Source organism: Cognatiluteimonas profundi (assembly GCF_009792795.1).
Taxonomy (GTDB): domain Bacteria; phylum Pseudomonadota; class Gammaproteobacteria; order Xanthomonadales; family Xanthomonadaceae; genus Cognatiluteimonas; species Cognatiluteimonas profundi.
The window spans coordinates 367,616-382,289 of record NZ_VKHQ01000005.1; the positions used below are offsets into that span (position 1 = coordinate 367,616).

Sequence of the window (14,674 nt, forward strand, 5' to 3'; positions counted from 1 at the left end):
ACGTTAGGAGCCCGATGCCCCGACCGCGCGCCCGGACTCATTCGCTGGCACAGCCGCCAGCGTCGCGCTTGGGACGACCCGGCCAATGCTTCCCAACTTCCCCGTGGCACCGCCCCTCACCGCCGACCGCCAGGCGCGCGCGGCGCGTGCCGCCGGGTGGCTCGGGTTGGCGGTCGCGACCGGGGGCCTGCTGATCTTCGCCGGCTGGGCATTCGACCTGCCGCGCCTGACGACCCTGTTTCCGGGCCTGGTGCCGACCAAGGCCAACACGGCGGTGTGTTTCGTCCTGCTGGGGACCAGCCTGTTCTTGTCCGCGCGTCCGCAGAAACACGCCAGCGGCCTTGCACTGCTGCTGGCGATCATCGCCGGTGCGATCGGTCTGCTGTCGCTGCTGGAAGCCCTGTTGGGGTGGGATGCGGGCATCGACCAACTGTTGTTCGTCGATCCGACGTTCCTGCCGGCGTCGCCGGTGGCGGGGCTGATGGCGCCGATCACGGCTGTCAACTTCGTGCTGCTGGCGGCCGCGGTCTGCCTGCTCGACGTCGAGACGCGGAACGGATGGCGCCCTGCCAACTGGCTGGCACTGCTCGTCGCCGTCAATGCCTTCCTCACGATCCTGGGCTACGTGTACGGCGTGGAGGCGCTGTACCGCTTCGCCGCGCTGGCCGCGGTGGCCTTGCCGACCGCCCTGTTGTCGCTGCTGGCGGGCGTCGCGGTGGCGATCGCACGCCCGGGCTCGCGGTTCGTGCGCCAGGTCCTCGGCAGCGATGCCGCCGGCGTGATCAACCGTCGCCTGCTGCCGGCGGCGCTGCTGGTGCCGGCCGCCATCGCCTGGGTCTACCTGCAAGGCGAGCGCCTCGGGCTGTACGACGGTGTGTTCGCGCTGGCGCTGGTCGCAACGACGGACGTCGTCGTGTTTTCGCTGCTGGTGTGGTGGAGCACCATGGGCGTGCGACGCATGGGTGTGCGCACGCGCGTCCTGGCCGAAGCCAATGCCTGGCAGGAAGCCATCCTCGACAGCGCCAACCTCACCGTGGTCGCGACCGATCCCGACGGCGTCATCCGCACCATCAACGCCGGCGTCGTCGACATGCTCGGGTATGCGCCGGAGGAGCTGGTCGGCAAGGCCACGCCGGTGCGCTTCCACGATCCGGAGGAGGTGGCGGCGCGCGCCGAAGTCCTCTCGCGCGAACTGGGCCGTCCGGTCACGGCGGACTTCGAGGCCTTCGTCGTCAAGGTCCGCCGCGGTGCGTGTGACGAGAACGACTGGACCTATGTCCGCAAGGACGGCAGCCGCTTCCCGGTCCGCCTGTCGGTCACCGCGATGCGGGACCACCGCGGCAACGTCACCGGCTACCTCGGCGTCGGCTACGACATCACGCTGCAACGGGTCGCGGAAGAAAAACTGCTGCTGATGGCGCAGTCGGACAGCCTCACCGGCCTGGCGAACCGCCGACGCTTCGAGGAACGGCTGCACGAGGCGATCGAGCGCAGCGAACGCAGCGGCGCGGTGCTGGCGCTGGTGTACCTGGACCTGGATTACTTCAAGACCATCAACGACACGCTGGGGCACCAGGCCGGTGATTCGGTGCTGCGCGAGTTCGCGCGGCGCCTGAGCGAATCGGTACGCACCACCGACACCGTCGCCCGGATGTCGGGCGATGAGTTCGTGATCCTGGTCGAGGCACTCGAACACGCCGAGGACGTCTACGCCGTCGCCGACAAGATCATCGAGGCCATGCGTGCGCCGTTTGCCGTGATGGACAGGCAACAGGTCGTCACCGTCAGCATGGGCATCGCCGTCCGCCAGGCCGGCGAAACCTCCAGCGAACAACTCCTGCGCCGCGCCGATGCCGCGCTGTACCAGACCAAGGCGGCCGGGCGCGGGCACTACCAGCTGCACGCGTGAATCCCGCGATGGCGCAGGCGCATCGCGCCGGCGTCGCGTGACGCCGCTCAGGCCGCGCGGACGTCCTGCGCACGCAAGGCCTTCACCAGCAACTCGGCGGCCTTGGCACTGGACTTGGGGTTCTGGCCGGTGATCAGTTGCCGATCCTGCTTGACGTGGCTGAGCATCGGCACGCTGTTCTCGACATTGCCGCCCAGCTCGCGCAGGCGCCTGGACAGCAGGAACGGCACCACGTCATCCAGTCCGACGAGTTTCTCCTCGGTATCGGAAAACGCCGTCAGCGTGTAGCCCGCGACCAGCGGCTTGCCATCCGCGCGGGTCACCCCGACGAACGCCGCGGGGCCGTGGCACACCGACGCGATCGGCTTGCCCTGCGCATGGAAGTCGGCGAGCAACGCGCCCAGCCGCGGGTTGTCGGGAAAGTCGAACATCGTGCCGTGGCCGCCGGGGATGAACACCGCCGCGTAGTCGGCCGCGCGCAGCCCATCCAGCGGCAGGACCTGCTGCAGGCGCTGCGCGGCCTCGCTCCATTCCGGATGCCTGGCCGCCTCGTCGCTGCGCGGATCGATCGGCGTGCTGCCGCCTTTCGGGCTCGCCACCGTGATCGCATGTCCCGCATCGCGCAGCGCGTTGTATGGCACCGCGAACTCTTCCAGCCACAAGCCGGTGGGATGACCGTTGGGCATCGTGCCGGCGCTGGTGACGATCATCAGGATGGCGGCCATGGCGTCCTCGCTTGCGTAAAGACGCGAGCATGCCGTGCTTGGCGTTAAGCCAGCGCAGTCGTTCCGTCTGCATCAAGCGATGTCAAAGGACCCCTCCATCGCGTCCGCTTCCGCGCCGGGCGGCAGCTGGATCGCGCGTGCCAAGCCGTCGATGCAGCAAGGCCAGCGCCAGCAGGCTGGTGCCGATGCCGACAGCCGCGATGGCGATGAGCCAGCCAGCCTGGCGGGCGATGAGGTTCTCACCGAGCAGCACCGTGCCGACCGCGTACGGCGCCTCCACCAGTGCCAGAGCCAACACGTAGGTGCGAAAGCGGACACGCAGCGTGCCGAACAGGTAGCCGGGGATTTCAGACGGCAGCGCAAGCTGGATCAGCAGCGCGATCGGCAGGTCCACCTGCGACGGCAGCCGCTGGAGGTAGTAGTCGGTGACCCGCGCCGATGCGACGCTGCGAATCAGTGGCCGGCCGACATAGCGGCCAAGGCCGTAGGCACTGGCGCCGCCGAGCAGCCACCCGAGCCACAGCAGCAGGATCGTCAGCACCGGACCCCAGGTGACCAGCGCAACCGGCATCAGCAGCGCGCTGGAGAAAAACGCGAGCATCGCCGACAACGCCGACAACACCACGAACAACACACCGCCCCACAGCGGATGCGCTTGGATCACCGGCTTGGCCGCGGCCAACAGCTGCTGCAATCCGGCGTACAGCCAGTCCACCGACAGCAGCATCGCCAGCAGCGCGCAGACCAGCAGCAAGCCAAGCGCGCGCCGCCAGTTGGACGAGGCGAGGTCGCCGCCTGGCGATGGCGCCCCTGCTGCGCCGGGTGTCGGGAGTTGGCTCATCCTGGCTGCGTCACGCGGATGCCTGCGACCACGCCTCGGAGACGGCGCGGCCAGCGATGACATCGTCGACGACCAGGACCAGCTGGTTGTCATGGTCGCTGTACAGCACTTCGATGTTGACTCCCGCCTCCGCCATCCGCCGGCATAGCAGGCCCAGTTGCCCCGGCATGTCCTGGCGCAGTCGCTGGACCAGCACGTCGCGCGATGCGAGCAGCGCGATGCCGGCAGCCGCGAGCGCCTGGCGCGCCGGCGCTTCGTCGTGGTCCGCGACCAGGAAATGCGCGCGGCCCTTGCCGTCGACGACCCAGGCACCCCCACCCTCGACACTCACGCCGGCGCGGCCCAGCGCGTCGCCCATCGCAGCCAGGGTTCCGGGCAGGTCGTCGAGCAGGATGGCAAGGTCTTTCATCGCGCCATCTCCGCACCTGATGCCGCGCTCGACGTCGGGACGTCGCCGGCCACCACCGTTGCCTCGTGCGTGATCGGGAAATTGCACGAACTGGCGATGAAGCACAGTGCGTGCGCCTTCTCGTGCAAGGCCATCGCACGCTCGACCTGGGCGGCATCCTCGACCACGACGTGCGGATGCAGCGTCGCCGACACGAACCGGCCACCGCCGTCGGCCGTGGTCTGCATGACGGCTTCGGCCCGGTCGCTGTAAGCCAGCACGCTGATGCGATGGCGTGCGCACAGCGCCAGATAGGACAACAGGTGGCAGCTGGTGATGGACGCCAGCAGCAGGTCTTCCGGATTGTGACGGGTCGGGTCGCCGCGAAACAGCGGATCCGCCGAACCGTGCAGCTCCGGCTTGCCCGGCATCCGCACCGAATAGTCGCGAGCGTAGGCGTCATACCGGGAGGTACCCGCTCCCAGGTTGCCGGTCCAATCGAGCTCGGCGTGGTATCGATGCGTGTGCTGGCCCATGCGGAATTCCTTGGATGCGGGTGCCATAGTTTGCGCCCGCCGGCGGCCTGGTCGGCTGGCTGCCGCTCAACGCCGGTCCAGCGTCACCCGCAACACCGGCACCGTGGTGACGTCGTCGACGCCCTTGAATCCGGCGATGCGCTCGCGCAGGTCGGCAAGCACCGTCGGCGTGTCGGCGCGCACCAGCACCAGCAGGTCGGTTTCGCCGGCGACGCTGTGGCACAGCTGCACGGCGGGCAGGTCGGCGAGCAGCGGCATCACGTCGTCGCAGCTGAAGCCGTCGGCGTAACGCAGGAACAACCACGCCTGCAGGGGATCGCCGCCCTGCCCCAGGCGCACCGTGTATTGCGCGATCACGCCGGAATCCTCCAGCCGCTGCACGCGTTCCTGCACCGTGCTGCGCGACAGCCCCACCGCCTTGGCCAGCGCGACCGTCGACAGGCGCGCGTTGTCCTGCAGTAATGCGATCAGTGTGCGGTCGGTGGCATCGAGGGTCTTCATCGTCGCGGCATTCCTTCCGGCACAGTGGCGGCGCGCCCGTCATTCTGCCGGGTTGAGACCGGCGCACGCGAGCGCGCATCGTGGCGGCCCCTGATGAGCAGGACCACGAGCCATGACCCTGGACTTCGACGCGCGCACCGCCCTGATCCCGATCGACGTGCAGCAGGGCTTCGACCTGCCAGCCAGCAGCAATCCCGCGATGGAAGCCAACGGCCTGCGCCTGCTGTCCGCGTGGCGCGCAGCGGGCCTGCCGCTGATCCACGTGCGCCACGACTCGGTGAAGCCCGGCTCGCCATTCACGCCGGGACAGCCTGGAAACACCCTGCGTCCCGGCTTCGAACCCGTGCGCAGGGAACCGCTGGTGACCAAGTCGGTCAACGCCGCCTTCATCGGCACCGACCTGGACCTGCGCCTGCGCCGGCTCGGCGTCGAGCGGGTGGTGCTGTTCGGACTGACGACCGACATGTGCGTGTCGACCACCGCGCGCGTGGCCGCCAACCTCGGCTATCGCACCGTGGTGGTGGGCGATGCGACCGCATGCTTCGACCTGGTCGATGCGGAAGGCCGATCGATCCGGGCAGCGGAGCTGCATCGCGCGCACCTGGCGACATTGCACGTGGAGTTCGCGACGGTGGTGACCACCGATGCGGTGCTGGCCGCGCTGGCCTGACGTCATCGCGAATGGGATTTGCCGCGTGTGACGCCACGACAGCGCTGTTTCCACCGTGAAGCTGTCGTTGTTGCACGATCGCTACCATGGGTCCTGCGTTGCGGCTCGACGCATCCTCCGCTGCCGGATCCGATCCCGTTGAAATTCCTGGACAGACTGCTTGCACGCGCCAACCGGCGCGGTTCCGGCCATGAACCGCCGCGGCGCGCGCGCGACACCGCGTCGATCACCGACACCATCGATCGCGCGCTCGCGTCGGCGGGGCTGGATGCGCAGGCGGGACCCGCGGCGGCGGTGCGCGCGACCATCGATCGCGCCTTCGCGCAGGCCGGTTTGACGAACACGCAGGCGGAGACCGCGGTGGATCGCCGCCCTGCTGGCGCATCGGCATCGGCATCGGAATCGGCACCGGTGCCGGCGGATGCAGGCACGTTCGTCAGCCGCTCCTTCAGCAACGAGGCTGGCACCCGCGACTACAAACTGTATGTGCCCGGCGGCTACGACGCGGCAGGCGCGCCGATGCCACTGGTCGTGATGCTGCACGGCTGCACGCAATCGCCGGACGACTTCGCCGCCGGCACGCGCATGAATGCGTTGCCGAGACCCAGGGATTCCTGGTCGCGTATCCGGCGCAGGCAGCCAGGGCCAATGGCTCGAAGTGCTGGAACTGGTTCCGCGCCGAGGACCAGGCGCATGGTCGCGGCGAACCCGCGCTCATCGCCGGCATCACGCGCCAGGTCACTGCGGACTACCGCATCGACCCGCGCCGCATCTTCGTCGCCGGCTTGTCGGCGGGCGCCGCCATGGCGGTGATCCTGGGCGAACGCTATCCGGACGTGTTCGCGGCGGTCGGCGCGCATTCCGGCCTGCCGTTCGGCGCCGCGCATGACGTGGCGTCCGCGTTCACCGCGATGAAGGGCGGAGCGGTGCCGACGGCCTCGCGCGACACGCACGGGCGATCCGGCGCCGCGGTGCCGACGATCGTCTTCCATGGCGACGCCGACCATACCGTCGCGGCGAGCAACGGCGCAGCGATCGTCCGTGATGCCACCCAGGCGGATCTGGTGGCACTGCATGCGACGTCACGGCGCGATGCGATACCGGGTGGCCGCGCGTTCACCCACGACAGCTTCGCCGACGCATCGGGTCGAACGCACGCCGAGCATTGGCGCCTGCACGGGGCGGGCCACGCCTGGAGCGGCGGCAGTCCGCAGGGGACCTACACCGATCCGACCGGACCGGATGCGTCGTCGGAGATGCTGCGGTTCTTCCTGCAGCACGCGGTTGCGCCACGGCACGCGTAGGCGCGCCACTCGACCGCCGCTGGCCCATCGCCGCGGCCGTTCGCGTAGCTAGGCCATGCCAGAGCGGAAATCGCGCGAGACCATCCGATGAACACACGCACCAGGCGACTGTGCGGCTGCCTGCTCCTTTCCAGCGTCCTGATCGCAGGTGCAACGATGGCCGCCGAAGAGCCCGCATTCAGGCGCGTTTCGCAGGACGGCGCGTTCTCGGTGCGCGACTACCCCGCGCTGGTCGTTGCCGAAGTGACGGTGCCCGGCGACCAGGATGCGGCGGTGCGTGCCGGGTTCCGCTTGCTGGCCGGTTACATCTTCGGCGGCAACGTGCCGAAGCAGCGCATCCCCATGACCGCGCCGGTGACGCAGGCGCCGGCATCGCCGGGCGAACGGATTGCGATGACCGCACCGGTGACACAAGCCGAGGGTGCTGGCGCGTGGACCGTGCGCTTCACGATGCCCGCCGGGTATTCATTGCAGACCCTGCCGCGACCCGACGATGCCCGCGTGCGGCTGCAGGCGCTGCCGCCGACGCGGATGGCCGTCGTGCGGTTCTCCGGTCGCGCACGCGCAACGGACGTCGAACGCAGGACCGCGTTGTTGCGCCAGTACATGGCGACGCACGGCTTGAATGCCGCCGGACCGCCCACGCTGGCGCGTTACAACCCGCCGTGGACGCCGTGGTTCATCCGGCGCAACGAAGTGATGATCCCGCTGCAGCCATAGCCAGCCCGGGATCATCCGGGCGACGTGCGTCTTCCCGGCGGCGTGTCCGACCGCCCGCGCCATTCTCGTACATGTCAACGCACACAGGCCACGGCGCGCGAAGGGATACCCATGACCGTCACCAACACGCAATCCGGCACCAACGTCCACGAGGTCGCCGAGGGAATCTTCCGCATCAGCACGCCGACGCTGCTGCCGGGGGACGCCGGCAGCTTCTCCTTCAACCAGTACCTGATCGTCGACGACGAGCCGCTGCTGTTCCATGCAGGGCTGCGCCAGCTGTTCCCGCTGGTGCGCGAGGCCGTGTCGCACGTGATGCCGGTCGAGCGGCTGCGGCATGTCGCGTTCTCGCATGTGGAGGCGGACGAATGCGGAGCGCTCAACGACTGGCTCGCCGCGGCGCCGCAGGCCACGCCCCTGTGCGGCACGGTTGCGGCCATGGTGTCGATCGGCGACCTCGCCGACCGCCCGCCACGGGCATTGGCCGATGGCGAAGTCGTCGCGCTTGGGCGCCATCGCCTGCAGTGGCTCGATGCGCCACACCTGCCGCATGCCTGGGAATGCGGCTTCATGCTGGAACAGCACACCGGCACGCTGCTGTGCGGCGACCTGTTCACCCAGCCCGGTGACGGCCGCACCGCACTGACCGAATCCGACATCCTCGGCCCGAGCGAAGCCTTCCGCCACGCGATGGATTATTTCTCGCACACGACATACGCCGACGCGCTGCTGGAGAAGCTGGCGAACACCCGCCCGACCACGCTGGCCTGCATGCACGGCAGCGCCTGGCGCGGCGATGGCGGGGCGCTGCTGCGCGCCTTGGCGGTGGAACTGGCGCAGTGAGCCCTGTTGCCGGCAACGCGGTCGCGTGGACGCACGCGGAATGAAAACATCGCTTCCGACCACGCGGCGATCGGAAGCGGCGGTCGGTCGCGAACCGCCCCACGCCCACGACGGATAAGCCGCAGGGCGGGTTTCAACCAGCCTTGCGCGAGTGCAAGCGGCATGATCGCGCGCAGTCGCCGGGTGCGTGGCAGGCATCGGGAGCTATGCTGGTGGCCCCGCAATACGAAGCGCCCCATGACAGACGACTCTGCAGTGCCGGTGCTCGGTGCCGCCGAAGCGCGCGTGCTCGGCTGCCTGATCGAGAAGGAAGCCACCACGCCCGACGCTTACCCGCTGACGATCAATGCCGCGCACGTCGCCGCCAACCAGAAGACCGCGCGCGAGCCGGTGATGGCCCTGGACCCGGGCGACGTGCATCACGCCCTGCGCCAGCTGGAAGCCAGGCGCCTGGCCAAGCAGGGGTTCTCCTCGCGCGCCGAGCGCTACGAACATCGCACCGGCGCCTTTTTCAGCCTGCCGCAGCCGCAGGTCGCGTTGCTTGGATTGCTGCTGTTGCGTGGCGCACAGACCGTGCATGAGTTGTACGCACGCAGCGAGCGGCTGGCGAAATTCAATGATGCCGATGACGTGCGCCATCACCTCGAACGCCTGGTCCAGCGCCAACCGGCGCTGATCGTGCGGATTCCGCGCGGCCCCGGCCAGCGCGAGGACCGCTACGCGCACCTGCTTTGCGGCCCGGTCGATGTGGAGGCGATCTCCGAACGCGTGGGCCAGCGCAGCGAGCCCGAACCGTCAGCACTGGAAGCACGCGTGGCCGCACTGGAAAGCGAAATGGCGGATATCCGCGAGAAGCTCGCGGCACTGGGTGGATAGACCACCGCGCGTTCGTCGCGGTGATCAGCGGCCTGCGTCGCTGCGGCTCGGGAGGGCCGCCCTGCGGGCTCGCGATCCGTTCAAGCGAAAGGAATCCGACCCCTGTTCTGCGTCGTTGTCTTCTAGCCGGGATACCGCCAGGGATTCACCCCGAACACCGGCGGGTGCATCGCAACCAACCCGATCCACAGCACGATCGCCAGCACGATCCGCCACGCCCCGATCTCGCCGAACACGAACCGGTTGCGGCGCTGCGCGATCGCAACGAACGGCAGGATCGACGTGACGCCGGCGAATGCGGCCCACTGCTGCGGTGCGCGCCTGGCGTACTTGGCATCCAGGCTGGGCATGCCGGCGATCGCGGTGACCAGGAAGGCGCCGGTGAAGATGACGCCACTGAGCGTGCCGATGACGATCAGGTGCGTCGCCGCCCATAGCGCGAAGGCCCACAGCATCGGATAGCGCGTCACCCGCAGCACGCCTTTCGCTGGCGTTTCGGATTGCAGCGCGCGCGCGCCAGCGACCGAGGTCGGGTTGGGCGTGGTCAGCGCGCCGACCAGCAGCAGCACCGCCGGCAGCATCAACGCCATGCACAGCAGCGCCAGCCAGCCGGGCGCCTGCCACAGCACGCGGATCGGACCGGCCGCGCTCCAGGCACTGGCGAGCCAGACGATGGTGACGATGGACACCAGCGAGAACACGGCACGAAAGCCGCGTTCGCCCAGCATCCGCACGATCGGCCCGCGCAACGATGTGCCGGCGATGCCGATGTGCACGAACACCCACACGATGGCAGCGGCGATCAGGGAGAAGACGAGTTGCGATGTCATGCGTGCTTCTCCTGCGTGGTGGGCGGGATGGCAGCAGCGCCACCATCCGCCTTCGGCACCTTCCCCCGCCTGCGGGGGACGGGATGGATCACAGGCTGTCGACCACCACCGCGCCCTGTTTCATCACCAGCACCGGCTTTTCGGTGGCGCGGATGTTCTCCAGCACGTTGCCCGGCACCGCGACCACGTCGGCGAACTTGCCGGCTTCCAGCGTGCCGGTCTCGCCATCGACGCCGAGCAGCTTCGCGGCGCCCTGGCTGCTGGTGAGCAGCGCATTGGCCGGTGACATCCCGAGGTCGACGTAGTCGCCGAATTCCTGTGCGTTGAGGCCGTGCGGAAAGACCGCGGCATCGGTGCCGAAGGCGATCGGCACGCCGATCCTGAGCGCGTTGCGGAACATCGCTTCGTGCGCGGCGCCGGCGGCGCGGGCCTTGGCGGCGATCTTCGGTGGATAGGTATCGGCCTTCTGCAGCACCCACAGCTGGGTCATGCGCGTCGGCACCAGGTACACGCCCTTGCTCTTCATCAGTTGCAACGTGGCGGGCTGGACGAAACTGCCGTGCTCGATGGAGTCGACCCCGGCCTCGACCGCGAGCTTCGCGGCGAGATCGCCGTGCGCATGCGCGGCGACCTTGCGGCCCCAGGTGTGCGCCTCGCCGATGATCGCGCGCAGTTCGTCGGGCGTGAGTTGCGGCACGTCGACCGGATCGGATTCGGACAGCACGCCGCCCGACGCGCAGATCTTGATGACGTCGGCGCCGTACTTCATCTGCAGGCGGGTCGCCTGGCGGCATTCCTCCGCGCCGTTGCAGACGCCCTCCATCGGGCCGGAGGGCATGACGCGGTTGGGCGGATATGGCGAGCTGTCGCAGTGGCCGCCGGTGGAACCGATGGCGTGACCGGCGACCAGCAGGCGCGGGCCCTCGGCCAGGCCGTCGTTGATCGCGTTGCGCAGCGACACGTCGACGAAGTCAGCGGCGCCGACGACACGCGCGGTGGTGAAGCCGGCCTCCAGCGTCACCTTGGCGTTGTGCGCGGCGTGGAAGGCCTGCTCGGCCGGGAAACGCAGCATGGTGTTGTAGATGCCGGCGGCCCAGTCGTCGTCGTGGTCATCGGCGATGTGCACGTGCGCGTCGATGAAGCCGGGCAGCAGCGTGGCGTCACCCAGGTCGATGACGCGCGCGTTGGCCGGGATCGCGGCATTGGCGCCAACGCCGGTGATGCGCTGGCCCTGGACCACGACGACGCCCGGCTCGGTCAGGCGACCGGTCCTGCCGTCGAACAGATGCGCCGCCCTGAGCACGATGGCGGGCTGCGGCACGGGCTGGCGGGTCGGCGCCGGTGTCTGCGCCCGGCTGGCGACCCCCGACAGCAGGCCCGCACACAGCAGCCCAGCGGACAACACGGTCATGCGACGCTTCATGCGATTCCCCAATCGGATGTGGTCGGGCGAGTGTAGGCGATGCCGCGGCCGGGCCGCCGGCGGTGCGGTCATCGCGCCATCACCCGGCGCGGGCGACGCTGAGTCGCCGTATGCTGCCCCCATTCACCTGACAGGATCTTCCCGCAATGCAGACCGACGTGACACCGACCGAGCGGTATTCGCGCCAGGCGCGCTGGTTCCATTGGCTGGCGTTCGCAGCCGTTGCGCTGGCGTACGTGTTCATCAATTTCCGCGGCGTGTTCCCACGCGGCAGCGATGCGGCCAAGGTGCCGATGCAGGGCCACATCCTGTTCGGGCTGGTCGTACTGGCACTCGTGTTGCCACGCCTGTTGCATCGGCTGCGCAATGCGCCGCCGCCGGTGGCGCCCGCGATCGCACCATGGGAATCGCTGCTGTCGCGGGTCACGCACTTCGCGTTGTACGCCTTCCTGCTGGTGCAGCCGCTGCTGGGCTTGTTCACCGTGTGGTCCGGCGGGCCATTGAAGGTGCCGTTCACTACACTGGAGATCCCCTCGCCGATGGCGCCAGACCACGCCCTGCACGAACAGCTGGGCGGCCTGCATGAGAACATCGGCACGATCTTCTATTACGTGATCGGGCTGCATATCGCCGGCGCGCTGTGGCACCACTTCTTCCGCCACGACAACACACTCAAGCGGATGCTGTGACGATCCGGCAACCGGGCCTGCCGAACCCCGGTCCTGCACGGATCGAGTGAAATGCGCCAGTCGCCTGGCGGCATTGGTCGTGCCGCGAGGGTGCAATCAGCCACGCGGCCGGCGTAGCGGGACGCACGTCCACAAACCTGAGCGACTCGTTAATGTGAAGCGCGCGTCAAGCCGTTAGCATCGGGTTCATGAGCGCTTACTTCCAGTCGCGCTGGTTCAGGTATTTCGTCGCCATCGCAACGACGCTGATCGCGTTGCTGGTGCGGTTGCAGTCGGCGTGGCTGTTCGAGACGGCATCCTTCATGCCGTTCTTCATGGCCATCCTGATTTCGGCATGGATCGGCGGCTGGAAACCTGGCGTACTCGCAACCGGGCTGGGTGCAGTGGCCGGCGTGTGGTTCCTGCTGGAGCCGGTCGGCAGCCTCGCCATCGTTGATCGTGCCGATGCCATCCAGTTGCTGCTGTACCTGGTGATGGGCCTGGCGATCTCGCTGGTCTGCCAATGGCTGCACAACGCGCGCGACCGCGCATCGGCGATGCGCTCGGACATCACCGAGTTGCAGCGCATGGAAGAAAACCTGCGTCGGCTCGCGGCCGACCTGGCCGAGGCCGACCGGCGCAAGGACCGCTTCCTGGCGACGCTGTCGCACGAGCTGCGCAATCCGCTGGCGCCGATCCGCAATTCGCTGGAACTGATGAAGCGCTCGCCACGCGACGCCGCAACGGTCGACATCGCACGCGCGGCGATGGAGCGGCAACTGGTGCAGATGGTGCGGCTGGTCGACGACCTGCTCGACGTCAGCCGCATCACCCGCGACAAGCTCGAGCTGCGCCGCTCCATCGTCACCCTGCAAAGCGTCCTGGACAACGCCATCGAGGCGGCGCATCCCAGCATCGTCGGGCACGGACACCAGTTGTCGGTGACGCTGCCGCCGCAGACGGTCTGGCTCAACGTCGACCCGGCCCGCACGGCGCAGGTGTTTTCCAACCTGCTCAACAATGCCGCCAAGTACACCGAGGATGGCGGCATCCTGCAGCTGGTCGCACGCGCGGATGCCGACGAGGTCGTCGTGTCGGTGATCGACAACGGCGTCGGCGTGCCCGCGCAGCAGGTGTCGACGGTGCTGGAGATGTTCGGCCAGGTCGACAGCACGCTCGATCGTTCCGAAGGCGGGCTCGGCATCGGACTGAGCCTGGCCAAGCGCCTGGTGGAAATGCACAACGGCCGCATCGACCTGCGTGCGGGCCCCGACGGACAAGGCACCGAGGTCGAAGTCAGGCTGGCCGCGGTGACGCCGCCGCTCGGCCATGCGGCCGCCGTGGCGGCAGCATCCGCACCGGCCGGCGAGGTGCGCGCGTTTCGCGTGCTCGTGGCCGACGACAACGTCGACTCGGCGCAGACGCTGGCCATGATGCTCGACATGATGGGCCACCAGACGCGCTCGGCCAACGATGGCATGGAGGCAGTGCGCGTCGCCCGTGAATTCCAGCCGGACCTGGTACTGCTGGACATCGGCATGCCGCGGCTCAACGGTTACGACGCCTGCCGGCAGATCCGCGAACAGGCCTGGGCCACGGCCGTCACCATGGTGGCCGTCACCGGCTGGGGCCAGGACGAGGACCGGCGGCGTTCAAAGGATGCGGGCTTTGACCTGCACCTGATCAAGCCACTGGATCCGCTGGTGGTCGAACGCATGATGCGCGAGCTCAAGTCCGGCAGCGGGGCAACGCTGCTGCAGGCGAGCTGAGCCTCAGGTCGGCGCCTTGCCCTCGCGCCAGGTCGGCGTATCGAGCACCTGGGCGAGGTCGCGGTTGCGCAGCTCCCATTGCGCCGACAGGGTCTCGACCGCCTCGAGGATGCTCGCGTCGCCGGCATGCGCGCGCATCCGGTCGATCCAGGGTTTGCTCCAGCGGTAGACGGCCGGCACATGCGCGCCGAGGAATTCGTAGGCGATGTCCCGGTCGTAGACATTGTGCTTGATCGCCACCGCGATGCCTTCGAGGTAATTGAGCACCTGCTTGAGGTCGGCATCGATCTCGCGCTGCTGCCCGGCGGCGAGGGTGTCGTAGTCCTGCATCGGGTCGTACCAGTCGGCGTACCGCTCCAGTCGCCGGCGGACGTCCATGCGCTCGATTGACGAATAATCCAGCGACAACTCGACCACGGCCTTGCGCCGGTTCCAGTCGTGCTCCTTGCTGACCTGCTGGTCGGCCTTCTCGATCTGCAGTTGTTGCTGCGCGATCTGCCGTTGCTGCTCGGTGATCTGGCGGCCGAGGAATCGGATGCTGACCACGAACACGATCAGGGTCAGTGCTGAAACCAGCAGGTTCAGCCACGCCATCAGGTCTGTTGTCGCCATGACCGGGTTCCGTTCGCGCCAACCTCCAGCTTAATGGCCGGCGCGGCGGATTTGCGGCG

General features: G+C 68.6%; 15 protein-coding genes and 1 pseudogene. 8 read left to right on the forward strand and 8 right to left on the reverse strand.

Features of this window, described 5'->3' with window-relative positions:
- Positions 1-85 precede the first annotated feature (85 nt).
- Positions 86-1,909, forward strand: a complete 1,824-nt coding sequence (locus GST15_RS11605) for a sensor domain-containing diguanylate cyclase (protein ID WP_159017435.1) — start codon at positions 86-88, stop codon at positions 1,907-1,909.
- Between the two features lie 47 nt (positions 1,910-1,956).
- Here the strand turns inward: GST15_RS11605 and GST15_RS11610 are convergent, their stop codons facing one another.
- The 5 genes from GST15_RS11610 to GST15_RS11630 all read right to left on the reverse strand — a co-directional run bounded on the left by GST15_RS11610 (position 1,957) and on the right by GST15_RS11630 (position 4,900).
- Positions 1,957-2,634 carry a type 1 glutamine amidotransferase domain-containing protein gene (locus tag GST15_RS11610; protein ID WP_159017436.1) on the reverse strand — a complete coding sequence of 226 codons (678 nt, stop codon included), beginning with the start codon at positions 2,632-2,634 and terminating at the stop codon, positions 1,957-1,959.
- A gap of 82 nt (positions 2,635-2,716) precedes the next feature.
- Positions 2,717-3,475: a VTT domain-containing protein gene (locus GST15_RS11615; protein WP_159017437.1), complete on the reverse strand. Its 759-nt coding sequence runs from the start codon at positions 3,473-3,475 to the stop codon at positions 2,717-2,719.
- A 10-nt stretch (positions 3,476-3,485) separates the two neighbouring features.
- On the reverse strand, positions 3,486-3,884 hold the full coding sequence (locus GST15_RS11620; protein ID WP_159017438.1) for an amino acid-binding ACT domain-containing protein: 399 nt from the start codon (positions 3,882-3,884) through the stop codon (positions 3,486-3,488).
- On the reverse strand, positions 3,881-4,399 hold the full coding sequence (locus GST15_RS11625) for an OsmC family protein (protein WP_159017439.1): 519 nt from the start codon (positions 4,397-4,399) through the stop codon (positions 3,881-3,883). Before GST15_RS11625 ends, GST15_RS11620 begins: the two co-directional genes overlap by 4 nt.
- Before the next feature lie 66 nt (positions 4,400-4,465).
- Positions 4,466-4,900: an Lrp/AsnC family transcriptional regulator gene (locus GST15_RS11630; RefSeq protein WP_159017440.1), complete on the reverse strand. Its 435-nt coding sequence runs from the start codon at positions 4,898-4,900 to the stop codon at positions 4,466-4,468.
- Positions 4,901-5,012: 112 nt separating this feature from the next.
- Here GST15_RS11630 and GST15_RS11635 point away from each other — a divergent pair, with 112 nt between their 5' ends.
- The 5 genes and pseudogenes from GST15_RS11635 (at position 5,013) to GST15_RS11655 (ending at position 9,313) form a co-directional block, all read left to right on the forward strand.
- Entirely contained in the window at positions 5,013-5,570 is a 558-nt protein-coding gene (locus GST15_RS11635) for a cysteine hydrolase family protein (RefSeq protein ID WP_159017441.1), read from the forward strand.
- A gap of 534 nt (positions 5,571-6,104) precedes the next feature.
- Positions 6,105-6,874, forward strand: a pseudogene (locus GST15_RS11640) (extracellular catalytic domain type 1 short-chain-length polyhydroxyalkanoate depolymerase).
- An 87-nt stretch (positions 6,875-6,961) separates the two neighbouring features.
- The gene (locus GST15_RS11645) at positions 6,962-7,594 is read left to right on the forward strand and encodes an SOUL family heme-binding protein (RefSeq protein WP_159017442.1); all 633 of its coding nucleotides are present in this window, start codon (positions 6,962-6,964) and stop codon (positions 7,592-7,594) included.
- Between the two features lie 111 nt (positions 7,595-7,705).
- On the forward strand, positions 7,706-8,437 hold the full coding sequence (locus GST15_RS11650; protein WP_159017443.1) for an oxygen-binding di-iron domain-containing protein: 732 nt from the start codon (positions 7,706-7,708) through the stop codon (positions 8,435-8,437).
- 237 nt (positions 8,438-8,674) lie between these two features.
- A complete protein-coding gene (locus GST15_RS11655; RefSeq protein WP_159017444.1) occupies positions 8,675-9,313 on the forward strand; it encodes a YceH family protein in 639 nt (212 codons plus the stop codon).
- Between the two features lie 122 nt (positions 9,314-9,435).
- Here the strand turns inward: GST15_RS11655 and GST15_RS11660 are convergent, their stop codons facing one another.
- Positions 9,436-10,143, reverse strand: coding sequence for an NnrU family protein (locus tag GST15_RS11660; RefSeq protein ID WP_159017445.1), 708 nt, complete (start codon positions 10,141-10,143; stop codon positions 9,436-9,438).
- 88 nt (positions 10,144-10,231) lie between these two features.
- Positions 10,232-11,554 (reverse strand): metal-dependent hydrolase family protein, encoded by a 1,323-nt coding sequence (locus tag GST15_RS11665; protein ID WP_159017446.1) that lies wholly within the window; start codon positions 11,552-11,554, stop codon positions 10,232-10,234.
- A 158-nt stretch (positions 11,555-11,712) separates the two neighbouring features.
- On the opposite strand from GST15_RS11665, the gene GST15_RS11670 reads away from it, so the two are divergent.
- Both GST15_RS11670 and GST15_RS11675 read left to right on the forward strand, forming a co-directional pair.
- Entirely contained in the window at positions 11,713-12,255 is a 543-nt protein-coding gene (locus GST15_RS11670; protein ID WP_159017447.1) for a cytochrome b, read from the forward strand.
- A 188-nt stretch (positions 12,256-12,443) separates the two neighbouring features.
- Positions 12,444-14,003 carry an ATP-binding response regulator gene (locus GST15_RS11675; RefSeq protein ID WP_159017448.1) on the forward strand — a complete coding sequence of 520 codons (1,560 nt, stop codon included), beginning with the start codon at positions 12,444-12,446 and terminating at the stop codon, positions 14,001-14,003.
- 3 nt (positions 14,004-14,006) lie between these two features.
- Here GST15_RS11675 and GST15_RS11680 read toward each other — a convergent pair whose 3' ends face one another.
- Positions 14,007-14,615, reverse strand: coding sequence for a DUF4760 domain-containing protein (locus GST15_RS11680; RefSeq protein ID WP_159017449.1), 609 nt, complete (start codon positions 14,613-14,615; stop codon positions 14,007-14,009).
- Positions 14,616-14,674 lie beyond the last annotated feature (59 nt).